The 24,523-nt window shown below is 36.0% G+C and carries 31 protein-coding genes and 1 riboswitch; of the genes, 5 read left to right on the forward strand and 26 right to left on the reverse strand.

The genetic code is table 11. The features are described from left to right. Positions 1 to 45: 45 nt before the first annotated feature. The 15 genes from M3627_RS09965 to comGA all read right to left on the reverse strand — a co-directional run bounded on the left by M3627_RS09965 (position 46) and on the right by comGA (position 12,065). A complete protein-coding gene (locus M3627_RS09965; RefSeq protein WP_251555498.1) occupies positions 46 to 282 on the reverse strand; it encodes an alpha/beta fold hydrolase in 237 nt (78 codons plus the stop codon). Then, on the reverse strand, positions 237 to 1,202 hold the full coding sequence (locus tag M3627_RS09970) for an ABC transporter permease subunit (protein WP_251555500.1): 966 nt from the start codon (positions 1,200 to 1,202) through the stop codon (positions 237 to 239). The genes M3627_RS09965 and M3627_RS09970 overlap by 46 nt, the downstream gene beginning before the upstream one ends. Before the next feature lie 80 nt (positions 1,203 to 1,282). Further along, positions 1,283 to 2,191 (reverse strand): ABC transporter permease subunit, encoded by a 909-nt coding sequence (locus tag M3627_RS09975; protein ID WP_251555503.1) that lies wholly within the window; start codon positions 2,189 to 2,191, stop codon positions 1,283 to 1,285. Between the two features lie 279 nt (positions 2,192 to 2,470). Continuing rightward, on the reverse strand, positions 2,471 to 3,130 hold the full coding sequence (locus M3627_RS09980) for a suppressor of fused domain protein (RefSeq protein ID WP_169358122.1): 660 nt from the start codon (positions 3,128 to 3,130) through the stop codon (positions 2,471 to 2,473). A 335-nt stretch (positions 3,131 to 3,465) separates the two neighbouring features. Further along, positions 3,466 to 4,926 (reverse strand): aminomethyl-transferring glycine dehydrogenase subunit GcvPB, encoded by a 1,461-nt coding sequence (gene gcvPB / locus M3627_RS09985; protein WP_169358121.1) that lies wholly within the window; start codon positions 4,924 to 4,926, stop codon positions 3,466 to 3,468. Continuing rightward, the gene (gene gcvPA / locus M3627_RS09990) at positions 4,919 to 6,268 is read right to left on the reverse strand and encodes an aminomethyl-transferring glycine dehydrogenase subunit GcvPA (protein ID WP_251555616.1); all 1,350 of its coding nucleotides are present in this window, start codon (positions 6,266 to 6,268) and stop codon (positions 4,919 to 4,921) included. Before gcvPA ends, gcvPB begins: the two co-directional genes overlap by 8 nt. 24 nt (positions 6,269 to 6,292) lie before the next feature. Continuing rightward, positions 6,293 to 7,396, reverse strand: a complete 1,104-nt coding sequence (gene gcvT, locus M3627_RS09995) for a glycine cleavage system aminomethyltransferase GcvT (protein WP_483315285.1) — start codon at positions 7,394 to 7,396, stop codon at positions 6,293 to 6,295. Positions 7,397 to 7,589: 193 nt separating this feature from the next. Next, positions 7,590 to 7,681, reverse strand: a riboswitch (glycine riboswitch). Between the two features lie 118 nt (positions 7,682 to 7,799). Beyond that, positions 7,800 to 8,312: a shikimate kinase gene (locus M3627_RS10000; protein ID WP_169358119.1), complete on the reverse strand. Its 513-nt coding sequence runs from the start codon at positions 8,310 to 8,312 to the stop codon at positions 7,800 to 7,802. Positions 8,313 to 8,326: 14 nt separating this feature from the next. Further along, entirely contained in the window at positions 8,327 to 8,533 is a 207-nt protein-coding gene (locus tag M3627_RS10005; protein ID WP_169358118.1) for a hypothetical protein, read from the reverse strand. Next, positions 8,514 to 8,966, reverse strand: coding sequence for a competence type IV pilus minor pilin ComGF (comGF, locus tag M3627_RS10010; protein WP_277347063.1), 453 nt, complete (start codon positions 8,964 to 8,966; stop codon positions 8,514 to 8,516). Before comGF ends, M3627_RS10005 begins: the two co-directional genes overlap by 20 nt. After that, the gene (locus M3627_RS10015) at positions 8,939 to 9,157 is read right to left on the reverse strand and encodes a hypothetical protein (protein WP_251555526.1); all 219 of its coding nucleotides are present in this window, start codon (positions 9,155 to 9,157) and stop codon (positions 8,939 to 8,941) included. The genes comGF and M3627_RS10015 overlap by 28 nt, the downstream gene beginning before the upstream one ends. 82 nt (positions 9,158 to 9,239) lie before the next feature. After that, positions 9,240 to 9,677, reverse strand: a complete 438-nt coding sequence (comGD, locus tag M3627_RS10020; protein WP_251555528.1) for a competence type IV pilus minor pilin ComGD — start codon at positions 9,675 to 9,677, stop codon at positions 9,240 to 9,242. Continuing rightward, on the reverse strand, positions 9,664 to 9,993 hold the full coding sequence (gene comGC / locus M3627_RS10025; RefSeq protein WP_169358114.1) for a competence type IV pilus major pilin ComGC: 330 nt from the start codon (positions 9,991 to 9,993) through the stop codon (positions 9,664 to 9,666). The genes comGD and comGC overlap by 14 nt, the downstream gene beginning before the upstream one ends. Positions 9,994 to 10,006: 13 nt before the next feature. Beyond that, positions 10,007 to 11,068: a competence type IV pilus assembly protein ComGB gene (gene comGB / locus M3627_RS10030; RefSeq protein WP_251555530.1), complete on the reverse strand. Its 1,062-nt coding sequence runs from the start codon at positions 11,066 to 11,068 to the stop codon at positions 10,007 to 10,009. Then, a complete protein-coding gene (gene comGA / locus M3627_RS10035) occupies positions 11,049 to 12,065 on the reverse strand; it encodes a competence type IV pilus ATPase ComGA (RefSeq protein ID WP_169358112.1) in 1,017 nt (338 codons plus the stop codon). Before comGA ends, comGB begins: the two co-directional genes overlap by 20 nt. Before the next feature lie 173 nt (positions 12,066 to 12,238). Here comGA and M3627_RS10040 point away from each other — a divergent pair, with 173 nt between their 5' ends. Both M3627_RS10040 and M3627_RS10045 read left to right on the forward strand, forming a co-directional pair. Next, positions 12,239 to 12,919, forward strand: coding sequence for a helix-turn-helix transcriptional regulator (locus M3627_RS10040; protein WP_251555532.1), 681 nt, complete (start codon positions 12,239 to 12,241; stop codon positions 12,917 to 12,919). Positions 12,920 to 13,060: 141 nt separating this feature from the next. Next, positions 13,061 to 13,300 (forward strand): DUF2626 family protein, encoded by a 240-nt coding sequence (locus M3627_RS10045; protein WP_169358110.1) that lies wholly within the window; start codon positions 13,061 to 13,063, stop codon positions 13,298 to 13,300. A 55-nt stretch (positions 13,301 to 13,355) separates the two neighbouring features. On the opposite strand, the gene M3627_RS10050 is transcribed toward M3627_RS10045, so the two are convergent. Continuing rightward, entirely contained in the window at positions 13,356 to 13,994 is a 639-nt protein-coding gene (locus M3627_RS10050) for an MBL fold metallo-hydrolase (RefSeq protein WP_251555534.1), read from the reverse strand. Positions 13,995 to 14,146: 152 nt separating this feature from the next. On the opposite strand from M3627_RS10050, the gene M3627_RS10055 reads away from it, so the two are divergent. Then, positions 14,147 to 14,326, forward strand: a complete 180-nt coding sequence (locus tag M3627_RS10055; protein ID WP_169358108.1) for a DUF2759 domain-containing protein — start codon at positions 14,147 to 14,149, stop codon at positions 14,324 to 14,326. A 43-nt stretch (positions 14,327 to 14,369) separates the two neighbouring features. Here M3627_RS10055 and M3627_RS10060 read toward each other — a convergent pair whose 3' ends face one another. The 5 genes from M3627_RS10060 to rpmG form a co-directional block, all read right to left on the reverse strand. Beyond that, positions 14,370 to 15,470: a YqgU-like beta propeller domain-containing protein gene (locus M3627_RS10060; RefSeq protein ID WP_251555543.1), complete on the reverse strand. Its 1,101-nt coding sequence runs from the start codon at positions 15,468 to 15,470 to the stop codon at positions 14,370 to 14,372. 325 nt (positions 15,471 to 15,795) lie between these two features. Beyond that, complete coding sequence (locus tag M3627_RS10065) at positions 15,796 to 17,697, reverse strand: LTA synthase family protein (protein WP_169358106.1); 1,902 nt, start codon at positions 17,695 to 17,697, stop codon at positions 15,796 to 15,798. A 218-nt stretch (positions 17,698 to 17,915) separates the two neighbouring features. After that, complete coding sequence (locus M3627_RS10070; RefSeq protein ID WP_169358105.1) at positions 17,916 to 18,116, reverse strand: YqgQ family protein; 201 nt, start codon at positions 18,114 to 18,116, stop codon at positions 17,916 to 17,918. Beyond that, positions 18,113 to 18,703, reverse strand: a complete 591-nt coding sequence (locus M3627_RS10075; protein WP_169358104.1) for a 5-formyltetrahydrofolate cyclo-ligase — start codon at positions 18,701 to 18,703, stop codon at positions 18,113 to 18,115. The genes M3627_RS10070 and M3627_RS10075 overlap by 4 nt, the downstream gene beginning before the upstream one ends. Positions 18,704 to 18,772: 69 nt before the next feature. After that, entirely contained in the window at positions 18,773 to 18,922 is a 150-nt protein-coding gene (gene rpmG / locus M3627_RS10080; RefSeq protein ID WP_053588882.1) for a 50S ribosomal protein L33, read from the reverse strand. Between the two features lie 177 nt (positions 18,923 to 19,099). On the opposite strand from rpmG, the gene M3627_RS10085 reads away from it, so the two are divergent. Continuing rightward, complete coding sequence (locus M3627_RS10085) at positions 19,100 to 19,456, forward strand: hypothetical protein (RefSeq protein WP_169358103.1); 357 nt, start codon at positions 19,100 to 19,102, stop codon at positions 19,454 to 19,456. Further along, entirely contained in the window at positions 19,453 to 19,920 is a 468-nt protein-coding gene (locus M3627_RS10090) for an MltG/YceG/YrrL family protein (RefSeq protein WP_169358102.1), read from the forward strand. Before M3627_RS10085 ends, M3627_RS10090 begins: the two co-directional genes overlap by 4 nt. A gap of 109 nt (positions 19,921 to 20,029) precedes the next feature. On the opposite strand, the gene phoU is transcribed toward M3627_RS10090, so the two are convergent. The 5 genes from phoU to M3627_RS10115 form a co-directional block, all read right to left on the reverse strand. Next, the gene (phoU, locus tag M3627_RS10095; protein ID WP_251555551.1) at positions 20,030 to 20,689 is read right to left on the reverse strand and encodes a phosphate signaling complex protein PhoU; all 660 of its coding nucleotides are present in this window, start codon (positions 20,687 to 20,689) and stop codon (positions 20,030 to 20,032) included. A gap of 18 nt (positions 20,690 to 20,707) precedes the next feature. After that, positions 20,708 to 21,508 (reverse strand): phosphate ABC transporter ATP-binding protein PstB, encoded by an 801-nt coding sequence (pstB, locus tag M3627_RS10100; protein ID WP_251555553.1) that lies wholly within the window; start codon positions 21,506 to 21,508, stop codon positions 20,708 to 20,710. Positions 21,509 to 21,521: 13 nt separating this feature from the next. Further along, positions 21,522 to 22,400 (reverse strand): phosphate ABC transporter permease PstA, encoded by an 879-nt coding sequence (gene pstA, locus M3627_RS10105; RefSeq protein WP_169358099.1) that lies wholly within the window; start codon positions 22,398 to 22,400, stop codon positions 21,522 to 21,524. Then, on the reverse strand, positions 22,401 to 23,342 hold the full coding sequence (pstC, locus tag M3627_RS10110; protein ID WP_481900270.1) for a phosphate ABC transporter permease subunit PstC: 942 nt from the start codon (positions 23,340 to 23,342) through the stop codon (positions 22,401 to 22,403). Positions 23,343 to 23,417: 75 nt separating this feature from the next. Continuing rightward, positions 23,418 to 24,392, reverse strand: coding sequence for a PstS family phosphate ABC transporter substrate-binding protein (locus M3627_RS10115; RefSeq protein ID WP_251555555.1), 975 nt, complete (start codon positions 24,390 to 24,392; stop codon positions 23,418 to 23,420). Positions 24,393 to 24,523: the final 131 nt, after the last annotated feature.

Genomic DNA, 24,523 nt, shown 5'->3' on the forward strand with positions numbered 1-24,523 from the left:
GGCCGCCCCCTGGAAAGCATCCGCTCGGAACGGAAAGACATGGATTCAGAAAATAGTAGAAGATGAACAGAACCTGCATTCATACTCTACATCTAAACGTTTTAAAGGCACTTTTTCAGTGCCCTCACGACCATGACCTGGGAGATCAGGTACTATACAATGATATTTTCCTTTAAAGTACTGTACCTGTTCGTCCCACATCCAGCCTCCTACTCCTCCGCCATGTAGAAAGAGTATTATTTGTTCATTTTGTTCCCCATCTTCCTTGTAATATAAAGCCATTTAAACTCCCGCCGTTTCTTTTGTATACCTAACTGCATTTCTTTTTCTGTGAAGCCCTCTGCTATCTTCTGAAAGCAAAAGATAAGAAGCATAAATATAGCTAATGGTGGTAGAATCAGCCATAGTTGTCTCGTTAAAAATACTTCCTTTGCAATAGATATCATTCCAGATAATTCGTAAATGACTGGAGAAAGTCTCGCACTATCTGGAAAGCTTATCGCTCCTCCGACAAAAATAGATAAAACCCCTAAATGTACTAATGTTTGAAGTACTTGTACTACATGCTGAGACCAATATAACCAAAGTTTTCTTCCTATTTGGGGGTTGATATGCTTCAGAATAACCCATATTAATGACCCGCCCATTACAGCTGAACTTTGCACATATTCTTTTTTTATTGCCTCATTCATTTCATTCCCTATAAGACTAGTAGTTATGGGAAGGACTAACACGGACATGATCAAAGCTTGGATAAAAAGCCTTTCTCCTAAGCTTGTTTCTAATCCACTTGTTGAAATGGTTAAAATTGGTAAAAGTAAAATAAACATTAATAATGTTAATGGTAAAAAGTGCATACCATCGGCGATACTATTTATTACCTTTCTCCATCTTTCGTTCAAAAAGAATGCATATAGAATTCCTAGTAAATATCCTCCGCCTACTCTGATCGTAGCAATTAATACAGTCATACCAATTGTATATTTTGTTCCAACAAGCAGTTGCTGAAGAATAGAATATCCATATGGATCTGTACCAAAAATAATACTAGTAGATGGAGGCAGTGGTGGCCTTCCGATAAGGCTACCGTTCTCGTCATATAAAAAATTTACCTGCTCTACATCGTCATGAAAGATAAAATAATAGGCGACGGACACACTGAATAGTCCAACAATTATTAATGCAGGAATTGTGATATTCACACGTTGTCTGGAGAAAATATTGAATCTCCGTGTATGTGCCTTAGTTTTGTATCGAAAAAATGCTTTCCACTGAAATCGATCTATGAGCGGAACTCGCAACCCTTCAAACATAACGCTTTTTCCAGTCGACCCCGTTTAACCAGATTCTCAACAATCGAATAGAATAGAAAAAATGGTATGAATATCGATAGTAAGATGAAAGTAATACCCTTTGGACTAAAATCATTCGTTAAATAGTGTAGAATCCCTTCTATCCCAAAAAGATACTCTACTATGAACAAGGAGGACAATGTGAGCCAGACGATTGATTTTGATTGAAAGAAGACACTCTGCAGAACATTACGGGTACAGTGCTTAATCAGCACCTCGACATTAGAAAGCCCCTTGGATCTAGCAAGCTCTACATATGGCTGGTCCAGCTCTTGTTTAAATAAAAGCACCAATAACTTATAAAACAAAATGGCTGGTATCACCGATAGGCAAATGACAGGAGCCGCATAAACCCTCTCTCCCCCTAAGCTATAAAAAGAAAGAATTCGTAAACCTGTCATCGTATACAGTTGTACTACGGCTAGTTGGATAAGAAATATGTATGCAAAATCAGGAATCGCAGTTAGTATATTTGCAAATTGTAGTAAAAGCTTTTGGACCGGACCATTTGAAATAGTCGTAAAAATAGCCAATATAAATGAAAAAAACAAGGAAAACAACAAAGAGACTATCAGTATCGTCATAGAATATAAATAAGGGCCCTTCAAGTATTCCGATATGCTAATCGGAATAATCTCCATTGTTTGCATTACTAGATAGCTAAGATGCCATTCAGACGGTAAAAACAAGCTTTTACATACCTCAAAAATTGTTCGTAAATAGAAAGAAAAGTCAAAGAGGCTACCTACTTGAAACAAGACGATGGGAACGCAGCTAATTAAAACAATCCCAATAATACCTAAAAGAAATTTACCTAATAAATTAATCCATCTGTACATATTGTTCCCCCTAGGTAGACCTCTTCTATCGCTCTATAAGGGTATACGAACCTATTTAGGTAAAAGTTTCAAATATGTTAAATATTTGTTTTTATTCATAAATTATCTTTTTCCTCTTTGATATTGGAGGATGCAATTCCGGTGGTTAACTGATAAAACACCACCAGTCGCTGTCGCTCGTAAGGCTGTAGCACTTAACATTCTCATCCCACTAGAATCCTCTCTTACCTCTAAAGAAATTTAATGGTAAATTGCTACTTTTATAGTTGACTCGGTATATCAAATATACGACTTTGTTCTTTTCATATCAGTAATGAAGTAAGGGTTATCTTTTTTCATTCTCTCCGAAAGAAGCACGACGTTACTTGGATCCTCTATTAATAATTCTAATTCCCTTTGGGTGATTCCAACCACTTGAAGAAAGTCAACTCTACCATGAACACTATCTATCCCTGTAAGCTCTGGATCATCTATAACAAGCAACGCTGTAATCGCAGAGTCTACTCCAATATGGATGGAACCCCCATTACCAGCAACATACTGAAATGGCTCAAAAGGTTTTTTCTGCGTATATGTATAGCTGGCAAGATTAGAAAGCATGGATACTGCCCATAAACAATCCTCTACATTTTCCTCTGCCAATTTAATCGTCATTTCATATCCCCAGCCACTCCATTTACCACCGAACGATTGATCATTCACATACAAGTCGGTCATCCCATAAGTCACCATATGCTTGTACCCATTAGGTGACTGATAAATACTATATCCATCAATATATTGATCCCCACCTAACCAAGCCCGAGCATGTAGGTCTGTCCCAAAATGAGCAGGTTCTTGGTTTGGATAAAGCTCCTCAAAAACTCTATCGATTGCATCCCATCCTGGTGACCAATCCTCTTGCGCTGCCGCTCGCTTTTTATACTCTTCTAGGTTCATGATTATATCTTCCTTTCGCCTTTAACTTTTATTATTGGTACGAAAAAAATAGTGAATTAGTTTCAAAAAAAGAATGAAGTGCGGAAAACATATATTTATAACCGCTAATGAAGATTTATGACCGTTCAATTAACTTTTATAATCGTTTGAATAGATTTATGACCGTTCAGGTGAATTTATGACCGTTCGTGGAGATTTATCACCGTTCACATAAATTTATAACCGGTTTATTTTAAATTGTTAGAAAGCATATGAAAGTAACCGTTTCTTTTTTTCATTCGTATTTCATTAAAAACGTAAAAAAAAAGTGCGACCCTTAAGGATCGCACTTTTCATTATGCTTTAGTGTATCGAAGTACTGGCTTACGTGCAGCTTTTGTTTCGTCTAAACGATTGATCACGGTTGTATGTGGTGCATTTTGAACGATTTCTGGGTTTTCTTCAACCTCTTTAGCAATTTGAATCATTGCATCACAGAATGCATCTAACGTTTCTTTGGATTCTGTTTCAGTCGGCTCAATCATCATGCCTTCTTCTACGTTCAATGGGAAGTAGATTGTTGGTGGATGATAACCAAAGTCTAACAGACGCTTAGCCATATCTAATGTACGAACGCCTAATTTCTTCTGACGACGTCCACTTAATACGAATTCATGCTTACAATGACGGTTGTATGGAAGGTCGTAATAAGCTTCCAAGCGTCTCATCATATAGTTAGCATTTAACACAGCGTATTCTGTTACTGCCTTTAGACCATCTGGACCCATAGAACGAATATATGTGTACGCACGCACATTGATACCAAAGTTACCGTAGAACGGTTTCACTCGGCCAATAGATTGTGGACGGTTATAGTCAAACGTATATTTGTTATCTTCTTTTACAAGAACTGGACTTGGAAGGAAAGGAATCAGATCCGCTTTCACTCCAACTGGTCCAGAGCCCGGACCTCCACCACCATGAGGGCCAGTAAACGTCTTATGCAAGTTTAAATGAACACAGTCAAAGCCCATATCTCCAGGTCGCGCTTTAGACATAACGGCATTTAAGTTGGCACCATCGTAATAAAGCTTACCGCCTACCCCGTGAATGATTTCTGCTAGCTCTAGGATATGTTCTTCAAATAAACCTAACGTGTTAGGGTTAGTAAGCATCAAGGCAGCTGTATCTGGCCCAGCAACACGACGTAGATCCTCTAAGTCTACTAAGCCGTCCTCATTAGACTTAACAGTAATAGTTTCAAACCCTGCTACTGTTGCAGATGCTGGATTTGTACCATGCGCAGAGTCAGGTACAATTACCTTCGTACGTTGTGTGTCCCCATTTGATTCATGGAAAGCACGAATCATCATCAGCGCTGTCCACTCACCGTGGGCACCAGCTGCTGGTTGAAGTGTAACCTCATCCATACCAGTTATTTCAACTAGAGATGTTTGTAGTTCATATAACAGTTCCATTGCACCTTGAACAGTTGACTCTTCTTGAAGTGGGTGAATGTTTGCAAATCCAGGGAATCTTGCAACAGATTCATTAATTTTGGGATTGTATTTCATTGTACAAGAACCAAGTGGATAGAATCCTGTATCCACACCATGGTTTCTGTTAGATAAAGCTGTATAGTGACGCATAATGTCAAGCTCAGATACTTCTGGAAGCTCTGCCTCTTCTTCACGTAACATTCCTGCAGGCAATATGGATGACAAATCTACTTCTGGAACATCTAGCTCCGGTAGGCTATATCCTACTCGACCTTCTTTTGTTATTTCAAAAATTAGTGGTTGATTGTCCTTATGCATAAAGAGCCCCCATTTCTTGCACGAGTGCATCTATTTCTTCTTTAGTGCGTTGTTCTGTTACTGCAATTAATACGTGGTTTTTCAGATCCGAGTTAATACGACCCAAATCAAATCCACCAATGATACCTTTTTCTAAAAGCTTACTATTTGCAGCAGCTACTGAGCCATTCACTTTCACGACGATTTCATTAAAATGAGCTCCTTGGAAAGGTACTTCAAAACCAGCTTTTTCAAATGCTAGCTTTGCATAGTGAGTCTTCGTTATATTTTGAATAGCCATTTCTTTTACACCTTTTTTACCAAGTGCCGTCATCGCTACAGATGCAGCAAGTGCATTTAATGCTTGGTTAGAACAGATATTAGAAGTAGCTTTGTCACGACGAATGTGCTGTTCACGCGCTTGTAGTGTTAACACAAAACCACGGCGACCTTCCTCATCTGTTGTTTCTCCAACAAGACGACCAGGGACCTTACGCATCAGCTTAGAAGTTACCGCGAAGTAACCACAATGTGGTCCACCAAATGCTTCCGCAATACCAAAAGGCTGAGCATCCCCAACTGTAATATCCGCACCGAACTTACCAGGTGGCGTTAAAGCACCTAATGCAAGTGGATTAGCTGAAACAACGAACAACGCTTTTTTCTCATGTGTAACTTGTTCAATTTTTGCTAGGTCTTCAATTTGACCGAAGAAGTTAGGATATTGAACCATAACTGCTGCTGTATCTTCATCGACTGCTTCTTCTAGCTTAACTACGTCTGTAACCCCATCTTTCATCGGTACAGTAACTACATCTACATTTTGACCCTTTGCATAAACCTTCACTACATCAATATACTCCGGATGGATCGCCTCAGAAACAACTAACTTCTTGCGCTTTGTGTGTCCTGCTGCAAGGTTACCCGCTTCTGCAAGCGCAGTACCTCCGTCATACATAGAGGAGTTTGCAAGATCCATTCCAGTCAATTCGCAAATCATCGTTTGGAATTCAAAAATAGCTTGAAGCTCCCCTTGAGAAATCTCGGGTTGATATGGTGTATAAGCTGTATAAAATTCAGAACGTGAAATAACATGATCCACAATGATAGGCTTGAAATGATCATATACTCCAGCACCTAAGAAAGACGCATATTGTCTACTATCTGCATTTTTAGCAGCTAGCTGGCTTAATTCCTTAAGAAGAGCAGATTCTGCTTTAGCAGGTTTAATATTATATTCCCCTTTAAAACGAACCTTTTCTGGGATATCTGCAAACAATTCATCAATAGAAGAAATGCCGATTACGTCTAACATTTCTTTTTGATCTTGTTCAGTCATTGGTAAATAACGATGCTGCTTCATCAATGGACAACCTCTTTCTTTGTCTTATTTTTCTCTTTTATAAAACGGAGTAGCTACAGTTACTGCTTTTAATCGTTTGTTACGTATTTCAATTTCAAGTTCCTGTCCGATTTCAGCAAATGTTGCGTCAATTAAAGCTAGACCGATATTCTTTTTAGATGTAGGTGATTGCGTACCGGTAGTAACAAAACCAATTTGAACTCCATCTTTGTATACTGGATAACCAGTACGTGGAATTCCTTTATCAATCATTTCGATCCCAATACTCTTTCTCGGAACACCATTTTCTTTTTGTTCTACCAATACTGACTTCCCATTAAAATCCTGCTCTTTATTCAGTTTCACTACGAATCCAAGCCCTGCTTCTAATGGCGTAATATCTTTAGATAATTCTTGGCCATATAATGGTAGGCAAGCTTCAAAGCGTAATGTGTCTCGAGCTCCAAGCCCACATGGAAGTAATCCTTCATCTTTACCTGCCTCTAGTATGCTGCTCCATAAATCTGTTAGATCATTACTAGATGCATAGATTTCAAAACCATCTTCTCCCGTATAACCAGTTCTTGATACGATTACTTCTTTGCCAGCGACTTCTACTTTATCTTTAAAGCGGAAAAATTTAATTTCTGCTAAATCCTGTGTCGTTAACTTTTGAAGAATTTCTTGTGCCTTTGGACCTTGCAAAGCTAATAGTCCATAGTCATTGGAGCTATTATTTAACTCAACATCTTCTATAAGATTTTCTTTCATCCACTCAAAATCTTTTTCTATATTACCAGCATTCACAACCAATAAATAATGCTGATCCTCTAGCTTATAAACCAATAGGTCGTCAACAATTCCGCCGTCTTTATAACACATGACATTATACTGTGCTTGACCATTAACTAATTTAGAAATGTCATTGGTAACTAAACCTTGTATGTAGTTTTCACTTTGTGGCCCACTTACGAAAATTTCTCCCATATGGGAAACATCAAACAATCCAGCCTTCGTACGAACAGCTTCGTGCTCTTCCTTAATACTTGAAAACTGAACAGGTAATTCCCAGCCACCAAAATCGATTGTTTTTCCTCCATGCGATGAATAGACATCATACAACGGCGTTCGTTTTAACTGTTCTGACAATTTAAATTCCTCCTTTAAATAGGTAGAAAAAGCATAGGGCATTAAAGGTACATGGTTTAAAAATCACAAAAAGGACAGAAAACCCCCTTTAACTTAACAAGGGTTCTCTGTCCTGGCACCTGAAAGTTTACCATAAGTTGGCTTTCCCCTTTGGTGGCTTTCCACTTAACTTTGAAAGCACTCTCCAGAGTTGCGTCCTATACGAGTCCATTTGCCTGAGAGATTCATAAATAATTACTTGCTCCTTCGGCGACGCAGTGATGCGTTCTCTCCCCGTATAATCATCCGCTAAATATAGAAATATCACTAGCTTTGTCTATATCCTAACATTGAACATAAGAGAGCGCAATCATTTTTACAAAAACTATCTAAAGACGAACGAATATTTAAAGAAATTGATAAATCATTCGCCTTTGAGTCGATTTACTTGAAATCCTGCGTATTCTGTTATTTGTCGAATATGCCTGTTTTCGGTTCTAATAGTAATATGAGCAGCCTTTTTGTAGCTTCTTCTCCGCGTATTATAAAGTTGCTGTAATTCTTCCTTCGTACTCCTTTGAACGATTGGCCTATTTTTATCCGTTTTTATACGCATCCAAATATCTTCGAATGTTGCGTCTAAAAATAAAACTAGTCCATTATTTCTCATAATTTTAATATTCCGTTCAAGTGTGGCTACACCACCACCCGTAGAAATAATACAAGATTCATTTCGAAAGGTTTGCAAAAACTCCGTCTCTAATTTCCTAAAATATGCCTCACCGTGCTGCTCAAATATTTCAGGTATCGACATTTTCTGTTTTTTGACAATTTCTTTATCCATATCATAGTAAGGCATTTTTAAATGGTAGCTCAGCCTTCTTCCGACAGCGCTCTTACCGCTCCCCATAAAGCCTACTAAATAGATCTTGTACATTTTTCATCAACTCACTACATACCAGGATTATTTTCTTGATCAATAAAAATACTCATTTTATTGATAGTATCACTAATATGACGGATTTCCAACAAATCATACGTTCGATATTTAGATTGGTATGCGGCAGTAATGGTGAGAATGGAAAAACAGACAATGGAAAGTAGGATGGTGGAAGCTAGTAGCAAAGCACCTTTTTGCTCATTTAGAATACGTAACATACATGGTGTGCTCCTTCTGTTGACCATTAAAAAAAGTGACGAAGAATGTAATATTTTGTCCTTCCATACTAACTTTAAGTGCTTGTACATTTAAGAGGAGAGGCTCGTTCCCCAATCTATTCTTTTGTTTTCGAATTACGTTTGATGCGTATTCTACATCAAACTCTTCCCCTTCTTTTATAAAACGGATTCCTGGCTGGCTTTTTTGGACCATGATACTGTCTACATTATTTAGGTAAGCTTCCACGTATTGTATGAATAAACCCCATTCCACTTCTTGTGGATCCGTCACCTTTTTTTCAGTCGTATATAACGACCACATTATTAGCACCATTATTTGAGCAAAGATAATAAATACCGATAGTTGTAAAATACCATCGATAAAAGTATAACCATTTTGCTTTCTTAATTTACCGATGAGATCTCTATACAGTTATTCATCTCTCCTCTCACACCTTCATATTCTACACAAACCTGTTGTTCATCAATTTGAAAGTTAAACGTTACACTTTCTATAGTAAGAGATCCGTTTTTTATATTTTCTGTCACGAATAATTTAGCTGCTTCATTCATGACGATCGCCGAGTGGTATTTTCTCTTTTTGTCTTCAAGCTTCACATTCATATTTGTGAGTAAAGGTAGAAGTATTGTAGCAATCATAAAAGTAATAAATAAAGTTAATATGGTCTCTGCCCAAGAGAATCCCTTATTGTTCATACGCTAATTTACCAGTACCAATATGCACAGTAACTAGTTTCGTTTCTTTTGAAGTCAAGAAAGCAAAGCTCCCAAAATTTCTAACCATACCACTTGGCAGAAAAATAACTTCCTTTAATTTACTGTCCTCCGATAAACTAATATGTGAAGGCAGCCTATTTTCAAATAAAGTTATATTCGAGTTTGTCGTGGAATAGCTTGTTCCTTTGTTTCCAAATTTTAAAACGATATATTGCTCCTGACTTAACGCCAGAGCTTGCGCTCGTTGCACATCTAACTGAAATTGGCGAAAAAATCTTTTTTCCTCTAGCTCGATTACTTTATTAGACGTTCCATAAATAACCGCAGAGCTAATTACCATAACAATCATTAGCATTAATGTAGTCTCGATCAAAGTAAATCCAGCTTGTTTTTTAATTTCCTCCATTAGCTACTTCCTTAATAATCACTTTTCCATTTTCAATATCAATTTCATCCCCGTTAGGACAACTTTTATTATTTGCTCCCAAATATTCATCTACAGTTAAATCTGAAAGTAAAGGAGTTTTATTATTATCTATCTTATAGGCTTGCACTTGTCCTTCAACCATTTTAATGTAGGCTGCACAGCCCTTCTTATCAATATTTGCTGAATGCTTTGTGACATTTGGAATCGAGATTAATATTAGTACAGATATAATTAGCAGTACAATCATCATTTCAATTAAAGTAAAACCTCTATTAGATTTTAATAAGTTTTTCATTTGATTAGCTCCTTTAAATTATATTAATCATTTCATATACTGGTAGTAAGATTGCCAAATAAGCACCCACTATAAAAACTGCAAGTATTAAGAACATCAAAGGTTGAATAATACTTAAGTAACGGGATAGTTTTTCCTCTACGCGCTTGTTTATAAAGTCACTATAAAGTGTAAGTTCTTTGCCTAGGTAGCCATTATTTTCTCCATGAACAATAAATTGATGAAAATCATCAGTAAAACAATCCACTAGTATGACACCTTCTGAAAATGAGGAGCCATAAATTACTTTTTCGTTCATTTGAAATACAATGTACTGCAGTATTTTATTTTCTTTTTGGTGGATTAAAGCAGTAAAGGATTCTTGAAGAGACATACCACTCTCTAGAAGTACCCCTATCTCCCTAGAGAATATTCTGGTCACTAGTAAACGAAACCAACTATTCAAAATGGGAGTTCGTTTAAAGAATATAATTTTAATCTCCATACTTTTCCTTCTAAGCAGGAGCCATAGAACTAGACAGAGTAATATCATAGAGAAGAGAGAAACTATAAAGATGTTAGGAAGGTTTAGTAGGGTATTGGTTAATGCTAGGGAACTGTCAGATTGGGCGGAGTTTTTAGAAAGCAAGGTTTCCATATTGGGAATAAAGTAAATTCGAAAAACAGAGAACAACAAAAATATTATGACAAACAAAAATAAGGGATATAACAAGAGGTTTTTCAAACGTTTTCTTGCTTGTTCATTGAAAGCAGAGTTAACAGCTAAAACTTCTGTTGTCTCTGCTAAATGTCCATGCTGGGATGCCAAATAAATAGGAAGAAGTAAACGATTAGGAAAACCCAGCACCCTAAATACTTCTATTACACCAAGCCCTCTTTTTTGTATGTCCGTCACTTTCGTTTGTACCACATGTATGTTCTTCACATGAAATGGTAATAACATAGTAATCGCTTCATGAAATGTATATCCCTCATTAAGCAACTCACTTAACCTTTTCAAAAAAGAGGCATGCATAGAAGCGTGTATGGTTTCATCCTTCTTACGGAGATAATCTTTAATTGATTTTAATAACACCTTCCCTGATTCCCCTTTCTATTTGGTACGAAAGAGTTAAGGGAACTGGAACCTTGAAAGTATTTCCTTCACTTATCGAGAGTAAGGCACCCTCTAAAACATCATCTGCAATAATTTCATATATGGCAGATAGTTCTGGACTTTTTGTTTTTACTACACTTACCAATCTTTGAGTGACAACACCGGTTACCGTTTGTTTTAATTCATCAATACTAATACCAAGATCCATTAGTCTATATAAAGCACCTAATCCGTCCTTGGCATGAATCGTGGATACTACTAAGTGGCCCGTTAAAGAAGCCTGTATTGCCGCTTTAGCCGTATCCTCATCTCTTATCTCTCCAATCATAATAACGTCTGGCGAGTGCCTTAAGATGGCTTTTAGCCCTTTGGCATACGTAACACCTGAACGCTCATTCACTTGAATTTGAAGTAGATATGATTGGCTATTTTCAACAGGGTCCTCTAAAGAAATGACATGCCGGTTCATATTTTCTGCACAGTATTTTGTCAATGAATACATAGATGTAGACTTACCTGAGCCAGTTGGTCCAACAAATAGAATCATTCCTTGTCGTTGGTTAGCAAGCTCTACGATTTTGTCTGATGCTCCTCTAAATAAGGAAAGCGAGTGGATAATTTTTGCATTGTCGTGCTGTTGAAGTCGAATGACTAAGCTTTCCTTTCCATACACAGATGGTAAGGTAGAAACTCGAAACGAAAATTTTTGTGAGTTAAACATATGTTGGAAGGAACCGCTTTGTGGTTTTCGTTTTTCGCTGATATCAAGAGAGGATAAAAACTTGAAGTATGATATGATTCTAATCCCGAGATTTAATGGCAGCTGACCCGCCTCGAACATTTGGGATGTCTTCTTGAAATAATAGATGTAATTTTCTTCATTGGGAATCATGTGAAGATCAGAAGCTCCAAATTGATGTGCCTTCTTTAATAGTTGGAAGCATCTTTGTTCCACTACATTTTCTTCTTGCTGCATTTAGTCGTCCTTTCCCCAGTCACAAGCTTGGCCGCACGAAGCTTATAAAACATAGTATACTTCCTATTTCTAAATAAATAAAGTGATTTTTCACAATTTTTGTTTATTAGATAATATCGTTTGTCATTCTTAAATTCTCCCTTATAATAAAATTAATGGAAGGTGGGATATACTTGTCCAATACATTAAAACTAACAGGTACCCTGGCAGATGAGACTAGATACTCAATCTATCAATATATTATAAAAGAAAATAAGGAAGTAAATGTACAGCAAATTGCCCAACATTTTGGTATTCATCCAAATGTGGCTAGACTACATCTTACAAAACTTAACGAAGCGAAGCTACTGACTTCGAAATTCGTTAAAAACGAAAAAGGTGGTCGGCCAGCAAGAGTTTATGTTGTTGCTGAAGAACCAATACATTTAAGTTTTCCTAAACAAGAAAATCATTTACTGCTTGAATGGCTATTGGAATTAGTGGATACAATGGGTGAGGAAGCGCTTGAAAAAGCTAAGGATATCGCTTATCAAAATGGACAAAAAGTGGTTAATCATACACTAATGGATAGCATGTCCTTTGAAGAGAGACTGGATATTTTAAAGGAAACTGCCCACTCTATAGGTTATATCCCTACTATCATGGAAAAGAACAATAAAAAAGTTATCACTTTTTCTATATTCAATTGTCCTTATAAAGATTTTTTAAATAAATACCCACAATTTATATGCTTATTACATGAATCCTTTCTAAAAGGTCAGTTTGACAAGTTATTCCCAGAGAATTCATTCATCCAGTTAGAAAGCAAGCAAAATCACTGTATTAATTGCGTATATCACGTCGAAGTTCTATAATGAATTGAAGATGTATCTTAATTGTGACAAACTTATGTTATTCATATGTAGATATTTAATAATCAGTTTACATGTAAGAACACTTTCATTTATAATGAATAGGAGAATTATTTGTATTCTTTGCAAAAGGAGGGACTACAATTGGGCAATATGTATAAAGTAATGGCATTCTGGACAGGGATTTTTGCAGTTATGTTTTATTTAGGTGATATGACAGAAGCGTCTTTACTATTTTTAGCAAATACGGGGTTATTCCTTCTTTTAGGGTTCTTAAACCTATCTGAGCGTATGTATATGTACATCTTCGGGGCTTACTTAATGTTCTTCTTCGCTGGTTTTACATACTACACTACATTCATACATGTACCAGGTGGACATTAATAAAGTCCAAAGCAGCTTCCACATATAATGGAGGCTGCTTTTTATTTGGTCTTTATTAAAACCCATTCAAAAATGGATTGCTGTCCATTTCTGCTTGAACAGTTGATGCTGGGCCATGCCCAGGATATATTACAGTTTCTACAGGAAGTGTTAATAGCTTTGTGTGTATCGACTTTAACAGCTGCTTCTCGTTACCACCAGGTAGATCTGTACGACCTATACTGTTTTGGAATAACGTATCTCCAACTATTGCAAAGCCATCTGATTCAAAGTAATAGGTTATGCTGCCTGGAGAATGTCCTGGTGTGTGAGAGATGGTAAATTCAAAATCACCAATACTCATCTTTTCTTCATGGTTTAACATTACGTCGGCTTCTTTAGCAATAATATTTGGGATTTCTGCATATTTAGCAGAACCATTCTTCTCCGCATTAGTTAACCATGTCTTTTCTGTAGGATGTATATAGACTGGAATATGATATGCATCTCTTACGTCATCTACAGCCCCAATATGATCAAAGTGAGCATGGGTCAGCAGTATGGCAATTGGTTTTAAATGTAGCCTGTTTAGCTCCTTAATTAACTGCTCTCCGTTGCCTCCTGGATCAAAAATTAGGCATTCTTTTTTAGCATTGGAAATGACGTAGCAATTCGTTTGTATAAAACCTAATGGATATGTACGTATATTTAACATAATTTCACCTCTTCTCTATATTAAACGATTTGTTTACCTTTGTTCAATCTTTCGCCACTTTTATTACTCGACAAAAGAACAGATAACAATTACAATAGAAGAGGAATATGCAATCGCGACATTTATTTTATATGTCGGAAGGAGTGTCTTTCATGAACTTATTAATAGTTATTTTTGGTCTTGTTACAGTGCTAGCTATTATAGGCACTTACCAAGCAATCAAAGAAAAAAATTTACTAAGTGTTTTATTTAACTTTGGTACATTTGCAGTTTTTGGTTTCTTTACAGTTATGACAGTAATCAACCAAGGCTTTCCACCAAGCTTACACTAAAACATACAGAAAAAGCTGCTATACAAATGTATAGCAGCTTTTTCTATTCCAATATATTTAACCATTTACCTTCTTTTAAGGTATTTAAGTTAATCCATTGCTCTTTCTCATATCCACCAAGACAAATCATACCGTTTGGCGAGCAGTCAATAGGTCGTTCTATTATTTCCCCATATTGTTTTTCCCCTTCTATGGAGTACATACCTATTGTACTTTTTTCGTTTGTTTCATCCTTATTTCCCTTTTCTTTCGCTTGGAAGGCAATAAAGCTATTTGGATAGATTATGGATATGGTAGGTATAACCCACTCGGAGTAATTACTTACGGCTGGAGATACCCAGTCAAAGCTCTTTCCACTACTTTTGTTCACTAAGTGATACTTAAATTGCATGTTTTCTTCATCTATTTGAATATAGACTAGAGAATCCCCTAAGTTTTGTACATCTATAATATTACTCCACTCCGTAGCCTTAATGGAATGATCAGCTATAGAATACTGTTTTAGATTACTTCCATCTAAACTAGTTTCACTCCAATCGAATACCATTAAATTCTCGCTGTCCAACCACTTTACAAATGGATTCTCTACATCAATCGCTTCCATTTCTTGCGTATGTCCATTGTAAACTACGCTGTTATAACTCCAATCTTCATAAAAAGCAGTGAAAGCAATTAAATTTGGATCTGTTGGATGCCAATCCATGTACAGTTCAGCAGATTCAAAATACAAGCTTTGCTCCACTACACCGTTCATATGTATTAATTGCACCTCAGCTGAGGAGGAATTGATAGAAGTATGTAAAACTATCATTTCTTTGCTCGGATGAATCATTCCTTGAATCACTGGTGTATTAGTTCTATAAATCTCTTTCCATTCTTCTTTAGTGACCGAGTAAGATTTTAAAATCCACTCTCCTTTGTCGACCAATATAAGTAAGATTTCATCATCAGATAACCAACCAATAACACTATGAAATTTGTTACGTTCTAAATGAATAGATGGGATATTATTTGTGATATCATTTTCATTTGCAGATGTGGGCTGCTCGGAGATATCGTCAGGGGGAACTTCTGGTGACTTCTCTGTTTCTGTGCAGGCCTGTAAAAACATTATACAAAATATAAATAATAAAGCTTTTTTCAACATTCTCCCCCCTTCATCCTATACACATTAGACGATTCAAACTACATTTTGTTTCAAAAAAAACTAAACATCTTATATTTTATTCTCTAACTTTTTCTAATGAGCTAATTCAATAAAATAATACTCGTTATTTTATAGGATAACATAAAAAGTCACACCACTTTACATTATCTAGATAATTTTTAGCTTTAAATTTTGAAAAGGACATAATAAAATCAAGACTTTTCTAACTGCTTAAGATTTAACTAAAAGACGCCAGTAATTTTTATGAAGTTTATTTATCAGCTAAAAAAGCACAGACTTTTTAGTCTGTGCTTTTAAGAAATTATTCAGTTGAATCCTTCGTTTCATCAATTAAAAGATTACCTGTCTTTAAATCATAGAATCGTAGCAAATCTCCATTGATAATTTTATCGGAATAGCCTAGTGCCTGTGTTGCTCGATCAACATATGGTTGACAGTTTTCCATCTCGACCTCTAGACCTGTTCCATTCTCATAACATGTGTTTGCAGTGTATAAATAATCTTCTGTAACAAAACCACCATTACGGAAAATAACAAATTCCTCGTGATCCTCAGAGAAAATATCTGCACCTAATTGCATATCCTTATTCGTTTCTAAACCTAATAAGTGTAAAATTGTTGGACGTAAGTCAATTTGACCGGAAATATCCGTAATTTCTTTCCCAGCATCACTATTTGGGATATGAACGAACATAGGAACGCTTTGTAACTTAGCAGACTCATAAGGCGTGATTTCTTTTCCTAAATACTTAGACATTGCAGCATTATGATTTTCAGAAATACCATAATGGTCTCCATACATCACAATAATAGAATTATCATATAATCCTTTTTCTTTTAATTCATCAAAGAATACTTTTAATGATTCATCCATGTAACGAACGGATTGGAAGTATCTATTTAATGTTCCAGAATTAGAATCATATTCAGGTATTAACATATCTTCTTCATCCAATGTAAATGGATGGTGATTCGTCAACGTGATTAAACGTGAATAAAAAGGCTCAGGCATTTCTGTCATTAAATCTACAGATTGCTCTAGGAATGGAATATCCTTTAGTCCCCAGTTTACTGAGTTTTCATCATTTACATCATAACTCATTACATCATAAAACTTTTGAATATTAAGCGACTGGTACATCATATCTCGGTTCCAAAAGCTTTTCTTGTTAGAGTGCATGACGTTCGTAAAGTAACCTTCCTCATTTAAACGTTCTGCCATTGAGTGGTATGTGTTTTCTCCGTGTGTAAAGAATACCGCACCGCCACCTAAAGGATAAAGAGAATTTTCTATAAGAAACTCTGAATCAGATGTTTTCCCTAATCCTGTTTGATGATAGAAATTTGAAAAATAAAATGTATCTTTATCGTTCGTTAGACTGTTTAAGAATGGTGTTACTTCATGCCCGTTCATTTCGTTATTTAAAACAAACGACTGTAAAGATTCCATAGAAACAACAATTAGGTTTCTGTCTTTAGCTAAGCCAAACATTTCCTCATTCGGATCTGCTTGATTTGAGCGTACATAGTTATTTACTTCGACTAACTCACTTCCATCTGCAAGTGCACGTTGAGCATGGGACTTGGATTGAATATAAATGTCGTATAAATGGTAATTGTATGAGCCAAGATTTTTAACAAGCATCTCTCTGTCAAAACTTCTTGTTAGAAGCTGAGGTCTCTCAATTTCAGAAAGTCCTAAATTTAAAAATAATATAGCAGCAGAAAGCACAAAATATGCTCTTCTTGTTGCTGGTTTAATACTCGTACCTTTTTCTCTAGTTTTTAACCATTTCATCGCGATTAAAATAATCGCAATATCGGTGAAATAGAAAATATCAGTAAGGAAGATACTTGCTGCTGCAGAAGAACCTAAATCTCCAAAATTACTTGTTTGAAACAAGACTGGAATGGTTATGAAATCCGTGAAAAAGCGATAAAATACAGCATTTGCATAAAGCACTATGGAAAGTATCACACTAGTAATTACTATATGTCTATTTCGAGCCTTATTGGTTTTATAAAATAAAGAAATTCCATAGATCAGGAGCAAAAAGCTCAATGGGTTAATAAATAAAATAAATTGTTGCATCATATTCTCGATTTTCATATCAAAGCTCGTGTGGTACACAATATACGTTTTTATCCAAGTTGCCACAATTGCAATTACAAGAATAGAATGTTTGGGCCAGTTATTTTTCAATGCCTACATCCTCCTTATTTACTCCTTATGCGAGTAAAGTAACAGTGTATATATTAATCCTTTATTGACAATAAATCAATATCAATGAATTGGGATATTCATATAAAATTTTACAATCCCTTTTTTATATACCCTTTATTAGACGTTCTCAAACCCGAAAAGTTTCATTTCTTTCGTAATATAGCTTTTTAGTCTTATGCCAGCTTATTATTTACTAGTCATAAAGTTTTAATGATTCTACTTTTTTCTTGTCTAAGTAATAATACAGCCTGTTGAAAATCCTGAGGCTGGATCATCTGCAAAGTATATAATTCTTTTATTTCCTCTTCCATTATTTCAAGATCTGCTACTCGATCCTTCGTATATACATAAATTCCAAAACGTTTTAATAGCTGCATCACATCATATACAGACTTCAATTACAATCATCCTTTTTTCGATATTCATAACATGGTATGGTTGCACTCTCAGTTATTATGCGGTCAACCGGTAGATCGAACTGTTCACGTACTACTTCATTATTAACCTGCATATCAAAAGCCAAGGACATTGTTACGCCAAGGTAAGTAGATAAGAATCGATCATAATATCCACCACCGTACCCGATCCGATAACCTGACTTATTATACACAATACCAGGGACAATTAACAACTCAATTGCATCCGAACTAATAGCCCTCGTAATATTTGGATTTGGCTCCCTTAGATTCATGTAGACCGTTTCAAGCTGATCGTAGCTTTCTATGTGATAAAAAGTCATCGCTCGACTTTTGGGAGAACATTTTGGTACAACTACTGTCTTCCCCATACTCCAAAGTTCCTTAATGAGTCCCTCCGTATCTACCTCTGGAAAAGAAGATATCGTAAGGCCAATCGTTTGAAAATTTAAGGTAGAAATTTCTTGTAAAAAATTTATTTTTATTTGCTCGGAATATAATATGTATGAATCATAATCTAATCTAGATAAATTCTCCTGCATTTTTTTTCTTATTAATTGTTTGGACATATTTTTACCCCCAATATTAGATTAGCTAAAGAAAAAAACCAAAACCATTAAAGGTTTTGGTTTAGGTTATTATTTAGTTTCTCTATGAAGAGTCATTTTCTTTTCACGAGAGCAATATTTTTTAAGTTCAAGACGTTCTGGATTGTTACGCTTGTTTTTCTTAGAAATATAGTTGCGCTCTCCGCAATCTGTACAAGCTAATGTAATATTAACGCGCATGGTTGTCCCTCCCACTCTTTGCCAGGATTAAATATAAAACTTGAGCATGATTTATACGACTAACCAATTATAGCACACAATTGAAGAAAATCTACAATATTATAGAAGATTTTGTTTAAAGTTTTTTCCATTATGGTAGTATAGATAGAAGATATTTAAATTTTGAGGTGAAAAAAAGTGGACTTATCATTTATAATTATGGCTCTCGGGGTACTTTTAATCGCAATTTCTTTCTTTGTTAAGGACACTTCTAAAAAAGTGGAAGCAGAAGTAGAGGATCTTTCTTTTACTGTCTACCAGGAAACAAGTGCTCTTAAACGGCGAATGAAGGTTATTGAAGAAGAATTATTGATTGAACCTATCCATGCTACCCCTAAAAAAAGTCAAACCGTGGTAAAACCAATTGTACATGAAATAATAAGAAATCAAGTACTGGAATTACATAAGCAAGGATACTCCTTAAAGGAAATTAGCACTCGCTCCTCTCTTTCTGTAGAGGAAGTTAAATCAGTAATAGGCGGTTCTCAGGGATGAAAAAAACATCTATTCTTTTCTTAGGCATTGGCTTATTCCTTGCCGGCACCATGATTCAAATAGATCAAAGGTTTTTCCAAGAAGATATAACTTCGACTGGTGTTGTTACGAACCAAGCATATGAGCAATCTCAAAAAGAGTTATCGAGTGTCAAAGAGCAGCTTGCTCAACTCCAACTAAACTTGGAAAATGCACAAAAAGAGCAACCAAGTGAACCACATAAAGAAGAAAACAAACAACAAGCATCATCTCCGCCTGTTCAAGGCTTTACTTTATCCATCACTTCAGGCATGACATCCTCTGACATTAGTTCTTTATTAGAGGAAGCTGGAATCATTCAAAACCAAATGGATTTACACGATTATATAGTAGATCAAAATTTGGCAGGACGAATCCAAATAGGGAATTATGAAGTTAACTCTTCCATGACTATCAAACAAATTACAGAGTTGATCACTAACTAAACGGCGAGAATAAATACATCTAGAAAAGCTCCCTCCATTTTATCATTCGGTAAAATGGAGGGAGCTTTTTACACTTTTTAAAATATTGTTTTAGCTATATTCGTATGCTTTAATTGTTTAACTCATAATGTCTTCCTTTAAGTAAATATAAAAGACGCTCTGCCATGTTAGTTGCATGATCGGCAGACCTTTCGAGATATCGACAGACAAAGGATAGTTGTGTTACCTGACTCAATTGAGTGGGATCACTTACCCCTACTCCTAATAAAGTTTTAATTGTGTAGCCGTACATTTCATCGACCTCATCATCTAGCTTAGCGATTGCTTTAGCTTCTTCCATATCTTCTTTTATAAATGCTGTTAACGTTTGTTTTAACATAGCAATTGTTTTTACACGCATTTCATCTAACAAGTAAATGGGTGCAATATGTTCGTCTTTACCTATACGAATAGTTTCTTTTGCAATATTTACGGCATAGTCCCCTATACGCTCCATATCTGCAGCAATTTTCACTAAAACCATTAGCCTTCTTAAGTCTGTAGCCACTGGTTGCTGCTTTGCAATAAGTAAAATAACCCGATCATTAATTTCCTCTTCCATTCGGTTAATATGAACATCATTATTAATAATGGTTAATGCACCTTCAATATCATTTGCCAATAAATAATCCATTGCATGGTCAATTGTTTGTATAGCTGTGTTACTCATTTCAACCAATAGCTGCTGTACTTGTTTAAGCTCTTCATTAAATTTCTCTCTTCCTACCATAATGTTTTTCCCCTTTCGTTATCCAAAGCGGCCCGAAATATAATCCTCTGTGCGTATATCCTCCGGGGTTGAAAAAATAACATTTGTTTGGTCAAATTCAATTATTTCGCCATTTAAGAAAAAAGCAGTTTTATCTGAAATCCTTGCTGCCTGCTGCATATTGTGTGTAACAATTATAATGGAATAATCCTTCTTTAGCTCGGCCATTAACTCTTCTACTTTTAAAGTAGAGATTGGGTCAAGCGCTGAAGTCGGTTCATCCATCAGAATTACATCAGGTTCAATTGCCAGACAACGTGCTATACAAATCCTTTGCTGTTGCCCACCAGAAAGGCTATAGGCATTTGCATTTAAACGATCTTTTACCTCATCCCAAATAGCTGCTCCGCGTAGGCTATTCTCCACAATTTCATCTAGTATTTTCTTGTTCCTAATCCCATGTATCCTAGGACCATACGCTATATTGTCATATATCGATTTTGGAAAAGGGTTTGGTTTCTGAAACACCATACCTACCTTTGTTCTTAACTCCTCTACGGTATAGTCTGCTTTAAAAATACTTCTATTACGATAAGTTATTTCTCCAGAAATTTTTACTGTTGAGACTAATTCTACCATTCTGTTTAAAGTTTTAATATATGTAGATTTACCACAGCCTGATGGACCAATGATTGCAGTGACTTCGTTTTCATGTATTTGCAAATTTATATTTTTTAAAGCATGGTGTGCACCGTACCACAAATTTAAATCCTTTGTATCATATACGATGTTAGTTGAGCTGGAATCTTGGACAGTTCTTTTCTGTTTAGCATATACCATTGATGGGTCCTCCCTAGTATCGTTTTTGGAATTTGTTACGGATGAAAACTGCTATTGCATTCATAAACAGTAAGAAAATCATCAAAACTAATATTCCCGCAGCTGCAACATATTGAAAATCCACTTGTGGTCTTTTTGCCCAATCGTAAATTTGCATAGGAAGAGCTGTAAATTGGCTTAACGGTCCATCGGGTAGAAAATGTATAATAACTGGTACACCTATAACAACTAACGGAGCAGTTTCACCGACAGCTCGAGACAATGCTAAAATTGCACCAGTCAAAACCCCGGGAATAGCTGAAGGAAGCACTATTTTAATAATTGTTTGCCATTTGGTTGCTCCCATTCCATAAGAAGCTTCCCGAACCTCCGATGGAACAGAGCGTATAGCTTCTTGAGATGCCACAATAATTACCGGTAAGATTAACAAGCTCATAGTAAAGCCAGCTGCTAATACACTATTCCCTAATGCCAATGCACGCACAAAAATAGTTAATCCTAACAATCCAAAAACAACGGATGGAACTCCCGCTAGATTAGATATATTCATCCTTATAAAATCATTCCATCTATTTTTCTTTGCATATTCCTCTAAATATATTGCTGTTCCAACTCCTAATATTAAGGAAACTGGAGCGACAACTCCCATCAACCAAATAGATCCCACCAATGCCGCTTTAATACCTGCTTTTTCTGGAAATCTGGAACCATAGTTTTGAAAAAATTCAGGTGTAATGTAACCCGCACCTTGCGAAATAATTCGGTAGAATAAAATACCCAAAGCTAATAAAGCAAATAATGTAGTTAATAGAAAAATAAATTTAAACACCATATTTATCGTCAGCCTACTAGTCATCCTTTTCACTACCGTCTCATGTTCCACGTATCTCATTTAATATTCCTCCCGAAATCTTTTCGATATAACATGAGCAAGATAGTTCATGAACAACGTAAATAAGAATAATGTAAAACCTACTGCATAGATCGAATAGTAAATGGTGGTTCCATAACCGGCATCACCAGAAGACACTTGGACAATGTAGGCCGTCATTGTTTGAATAGATTCTGTTATATCCCAGTCAAACTTTGGTGTTGAACCCCCTGCCAAAGAAACGATCATAGTTTCGCCGATTGCTCTAGACATGGCAAGCACAATAGAAGCGATAACTCCGGAAACTGCAGCAGGTAAGACGATCTTTAAAGCTACTTCTAATTTCGTTGAGCCAATTGCTACTGCGCCTTCTCTAATGGAGTTTGGTACGGATGACATGGCATCCTCCGACAATGAAACAATCATTGGTAAAATCATTATACCAACGACAATTCCTGGACTCAAGGCATTAAATATTTTTAAATCAGGTATGATCTGTTGCAATAAAGGAGTGACAAAAGTTAATGCAAAAAAACCATACACAATAGTAGGAATACCTGCTAATACTTCTAAAATAGGCTTAATAATTCTTCTTGTTTTATCACTTGCATATTCACTTAAATAAATTGCTGAACCAATACCAAATGGGACTGCAACAATCCCAGCTATAAAAGCCACCTTCAATGTTCCTACTATTAATGGCAGAATCCCAAACAGCTGCTCTGTATTTGCAAATGGATACCATTCCGTTCCAAATAAGAATTCTGTAATCGAAATACGGGAAAAGAAAATAATTGTTTCTACTACTAACGTTATTATTATTCCAAAAGTCGTAAGGACAGAGACAGATGCAATAAGCATGAGGATATATGGAATAATCTTTTCAAATTTTTTAGAGTTACCTGCGCGAGATTTTACGATTAGTTCTTGAATGGAAGTGCTCTCGGTTAGTCTTTTTACCACAGAAAATCCCCCTTTTCCAACGAAAGAAATGAGCAGCAGCAAGCTACTCATAAATCTTCCACATATAAATCTCTATTACTTAAGTGCCTCTATGTCTGCAAGCCCTTTATTATAGTTTTCTTCAGGTAAACTAACATATCCAACCGCCTCTGCCATATCACCGGCATGTTCAATGGTAAATTTCATGAAATCATAGAAAGCTGGATTTTCTTTAATGGCACGATTGTTAGCGTAAACGAATAAGGGACGTGACAACGGTGAATAATCTCCAGATTCGATTGTTTCGTTTGTAGGTTCAACCCCGTTTACTTTAACTACCTTTAATGTCTCTTGGTTAGCTAGATAGTATGCATACCCAAAGAAACCAATCGCATTTTTGTCACCTTGTACTCCTTGCACAAGAACATTGTCATCTTCAGATAACGTTGCACTTTTAACCAAATCCGCTTCATCTAATATCACTTCATCAAAGTAGTCATATGTGCCAGAATCCGTGCCTGGGGAGTAGTATACAATCTCTTCCTCTGGCCACTCTGGGTTAATATCTGACCATTTTTTCTTTGTCCCATCTTCTATCCACATCTTTTGTAATTCTTCTATAGTTAAAGAATCTACCCAGTCATTTTCTTTATTTACTACTAGGGATAATCCGTCGTACGCAATTTGAAATTCTGAGAAGTCAATATTTGCTTCTGCTAGCTTTTGCTTTTCTTCTTCTTTAATAGGGCGTGATGCATTAGAAAAATCAGTGTCACCAGCTATAAACTTTTCAAAACCTCCACCTGTTCCTGACACTCCCACCGTAACCTGTACTTCGGACTGTTCAGCTGCATACTCCTCTACCACTGCTTCTAAGATAGGCGCCACCGTGCTTGATCCATCTCCAGAAACTTTCCCTTCCAAGACACCTTCTGCTTGGGGTTCACCCGCTTCTGATGAGCTAATATCGGATTCTGCCTCTGCTCCTTCTGTAGAATCTGATCCGCAGGCTCCCAGAACAAATGTCAATCCTGCCATAGTTGTTAATAAAAAGTATTTCCAGCTTTTCATCAGGTATTTCCCCCTAAAGTATATTTTCTGTCTTACAAGACTTACTTTAAAGTTTGTATATTGAGTGGGTATAAAGGAGATGTAAATAGTTTGTAAATTCAAACATTATAATGTTTACATCTATATTTTGG

The sequence above is a fragment of the Psychrobacillus sp. MER TA 171 genome, assembly GCF_023713305.1.
Lineage (GTDB): Bacteria > Bacillota > Bacilli > Bacillales_A > Planococcaceae > Psychrobacillus.

What these genes read in the sequence shown, in the direction of transcription:
- M3627_RS09965 (WP_251555498.1), bottom strand. Translation starts at nt 282, where the DNA reads ATGGCTTTATATTACAAGGAAGATGGGGAACAAAATGAACAAATAATA.
- M3627_RS09975 (WP_251555503.1), bottom strand. Translation starts at nt 2,191, where the DNA reads ATGTACAGATGGATTAATTTATTAGGTAAATTTCTTTTAGGTATTATT.
- M3627_RS09980 (WP_169358122.1), bottom strand. Translation starts at nt 3,130, where the DNA reads ATGAACCTAGAAGAGTATAAAAAGCGAGCGGCAGCGCAAGAGGATTGG.
- gcvPB (WP_169358121.1), bottom strand. Translation starts at nt 4,926, where the DNA reads ATGCATAAGGACAATCAACCACTAATTTTTGAAATAACAAAAGAAGGT.
- gcvPA (WP_251555616.1), bottom strand. Translation starts at nt 6,268, where the DNA reads ATGAAGCAGCATCGTTATTTACCAATGACTGAACAAGATCAAAAAGAA.
- M3627_RS10000 (WP_169358119.1), bottom strand. Translation starts at nt 8,312, where the DNA reads ATGTACAAGATCTATTTAGTAGGCTTTATGGGGAGCGGTAAGAGCGCT.
- M3627_RS10005 (WP_169358118.1), bottom strand. Translation starts at nt 8,533, where the DNA reads ATGTTACGTATTCTAAATGAGCAAAAAGGTGCTTTGCTACTAGCTTCC.
- M3627_RS10015 (WP_251555526.1), bottom strand. Translation starts at nt 9,157, where the DNA reads ATGAATGTGAAGCTTGAAGACAAAAAGAGAAAATACCACTCGGCGATC.
- comGD (WP_251555528.1), bottom strand. Translation starts at nt 9,677, where the DNA reads ATGGAGGAAATTAAAAAACAAGCTGGATTTACTTTGATCGAGACTACA.
- comGC (WP_169358114.1), bottom strand. Translation starts at nt 9,993, where the DNA reads ATGAAAAACTTATTAAAATCTAATAGAGGTTTTACTTTAATTGAAATG.
- comGA (WP_169358112.1), bottom strand. Translation starts at nt 12,065, where the DNA reads ATGCAGCAAGAAGAAAATGTAGTGGAACAAAGATGCTTCCAACTATTA.
- M3627_RS10050 (WP_251555534.1), bottom strand. Translation starts at nt 13,994, where the DNA reads ATGTTAAATATACGTACATATCCATTAGGTTTTATACAAACGAATTGC.
- M3627_RS10055 (WP_169358108.1), top strand. Translation starts at nt 14,147, where the DNA reads ATGAACTTATTAATAGTTATTTTTGGTCTTGTTACAGTGCTAGCTATT.
- M3627_RS10075 (WP_169358104.1), bottom strand. Translation starts at nt 18,703, where the DNA reads ATGTCCAAACAATTAATAAGAAAAAAAATGCAGGAGAATTTATCTAGA.
- rpmG (WP_053588882.1), bottom strand. Translation starts at nt 18,922, where the DNA reads ATGCGCGTTAATATTACATTAGCTTGTACAGATTGCGGAGAGCGCAAC.
- M3627_RS10090 (WP_169358102.1), top strand. Translation starts at nt 19,453, where the DNA reads ATGAAAAAAACATCTATTCTTTTCTTAGGCATTGGCTTATTCCTTGCC.
- phoU (WP_251555551.1), bottom strand. Translation starts at nt 20,689, where the DNA reads ATGGTAGGAAGAGAGAAATTTAATGAAGAGCTTAAACAAGTACAGCAG.
- pstB (WP_251555553.1), bottom strand. Translation starts at nt 21,508, where the DNA reads ATGGTATATGCTAAACAGAAAAGAACTGTCCAAGATTCCAGCTCAACT.
- pstA (WP_169358099.1), bottom strand. Translation starts at nt 22,400, where the DNA reads ATGAGATACGTGGAACATGAGACGGTAGTGAAAAGGATGACTAGTAGG.
- M3627_RS10115 (WP_251555555.1), bottom strand. Translation starts at nt 24,392, where the DNA reads ATGAAAAGCTGGAAATACTTTTTATTAACAACTATGGCAGGATTGACA.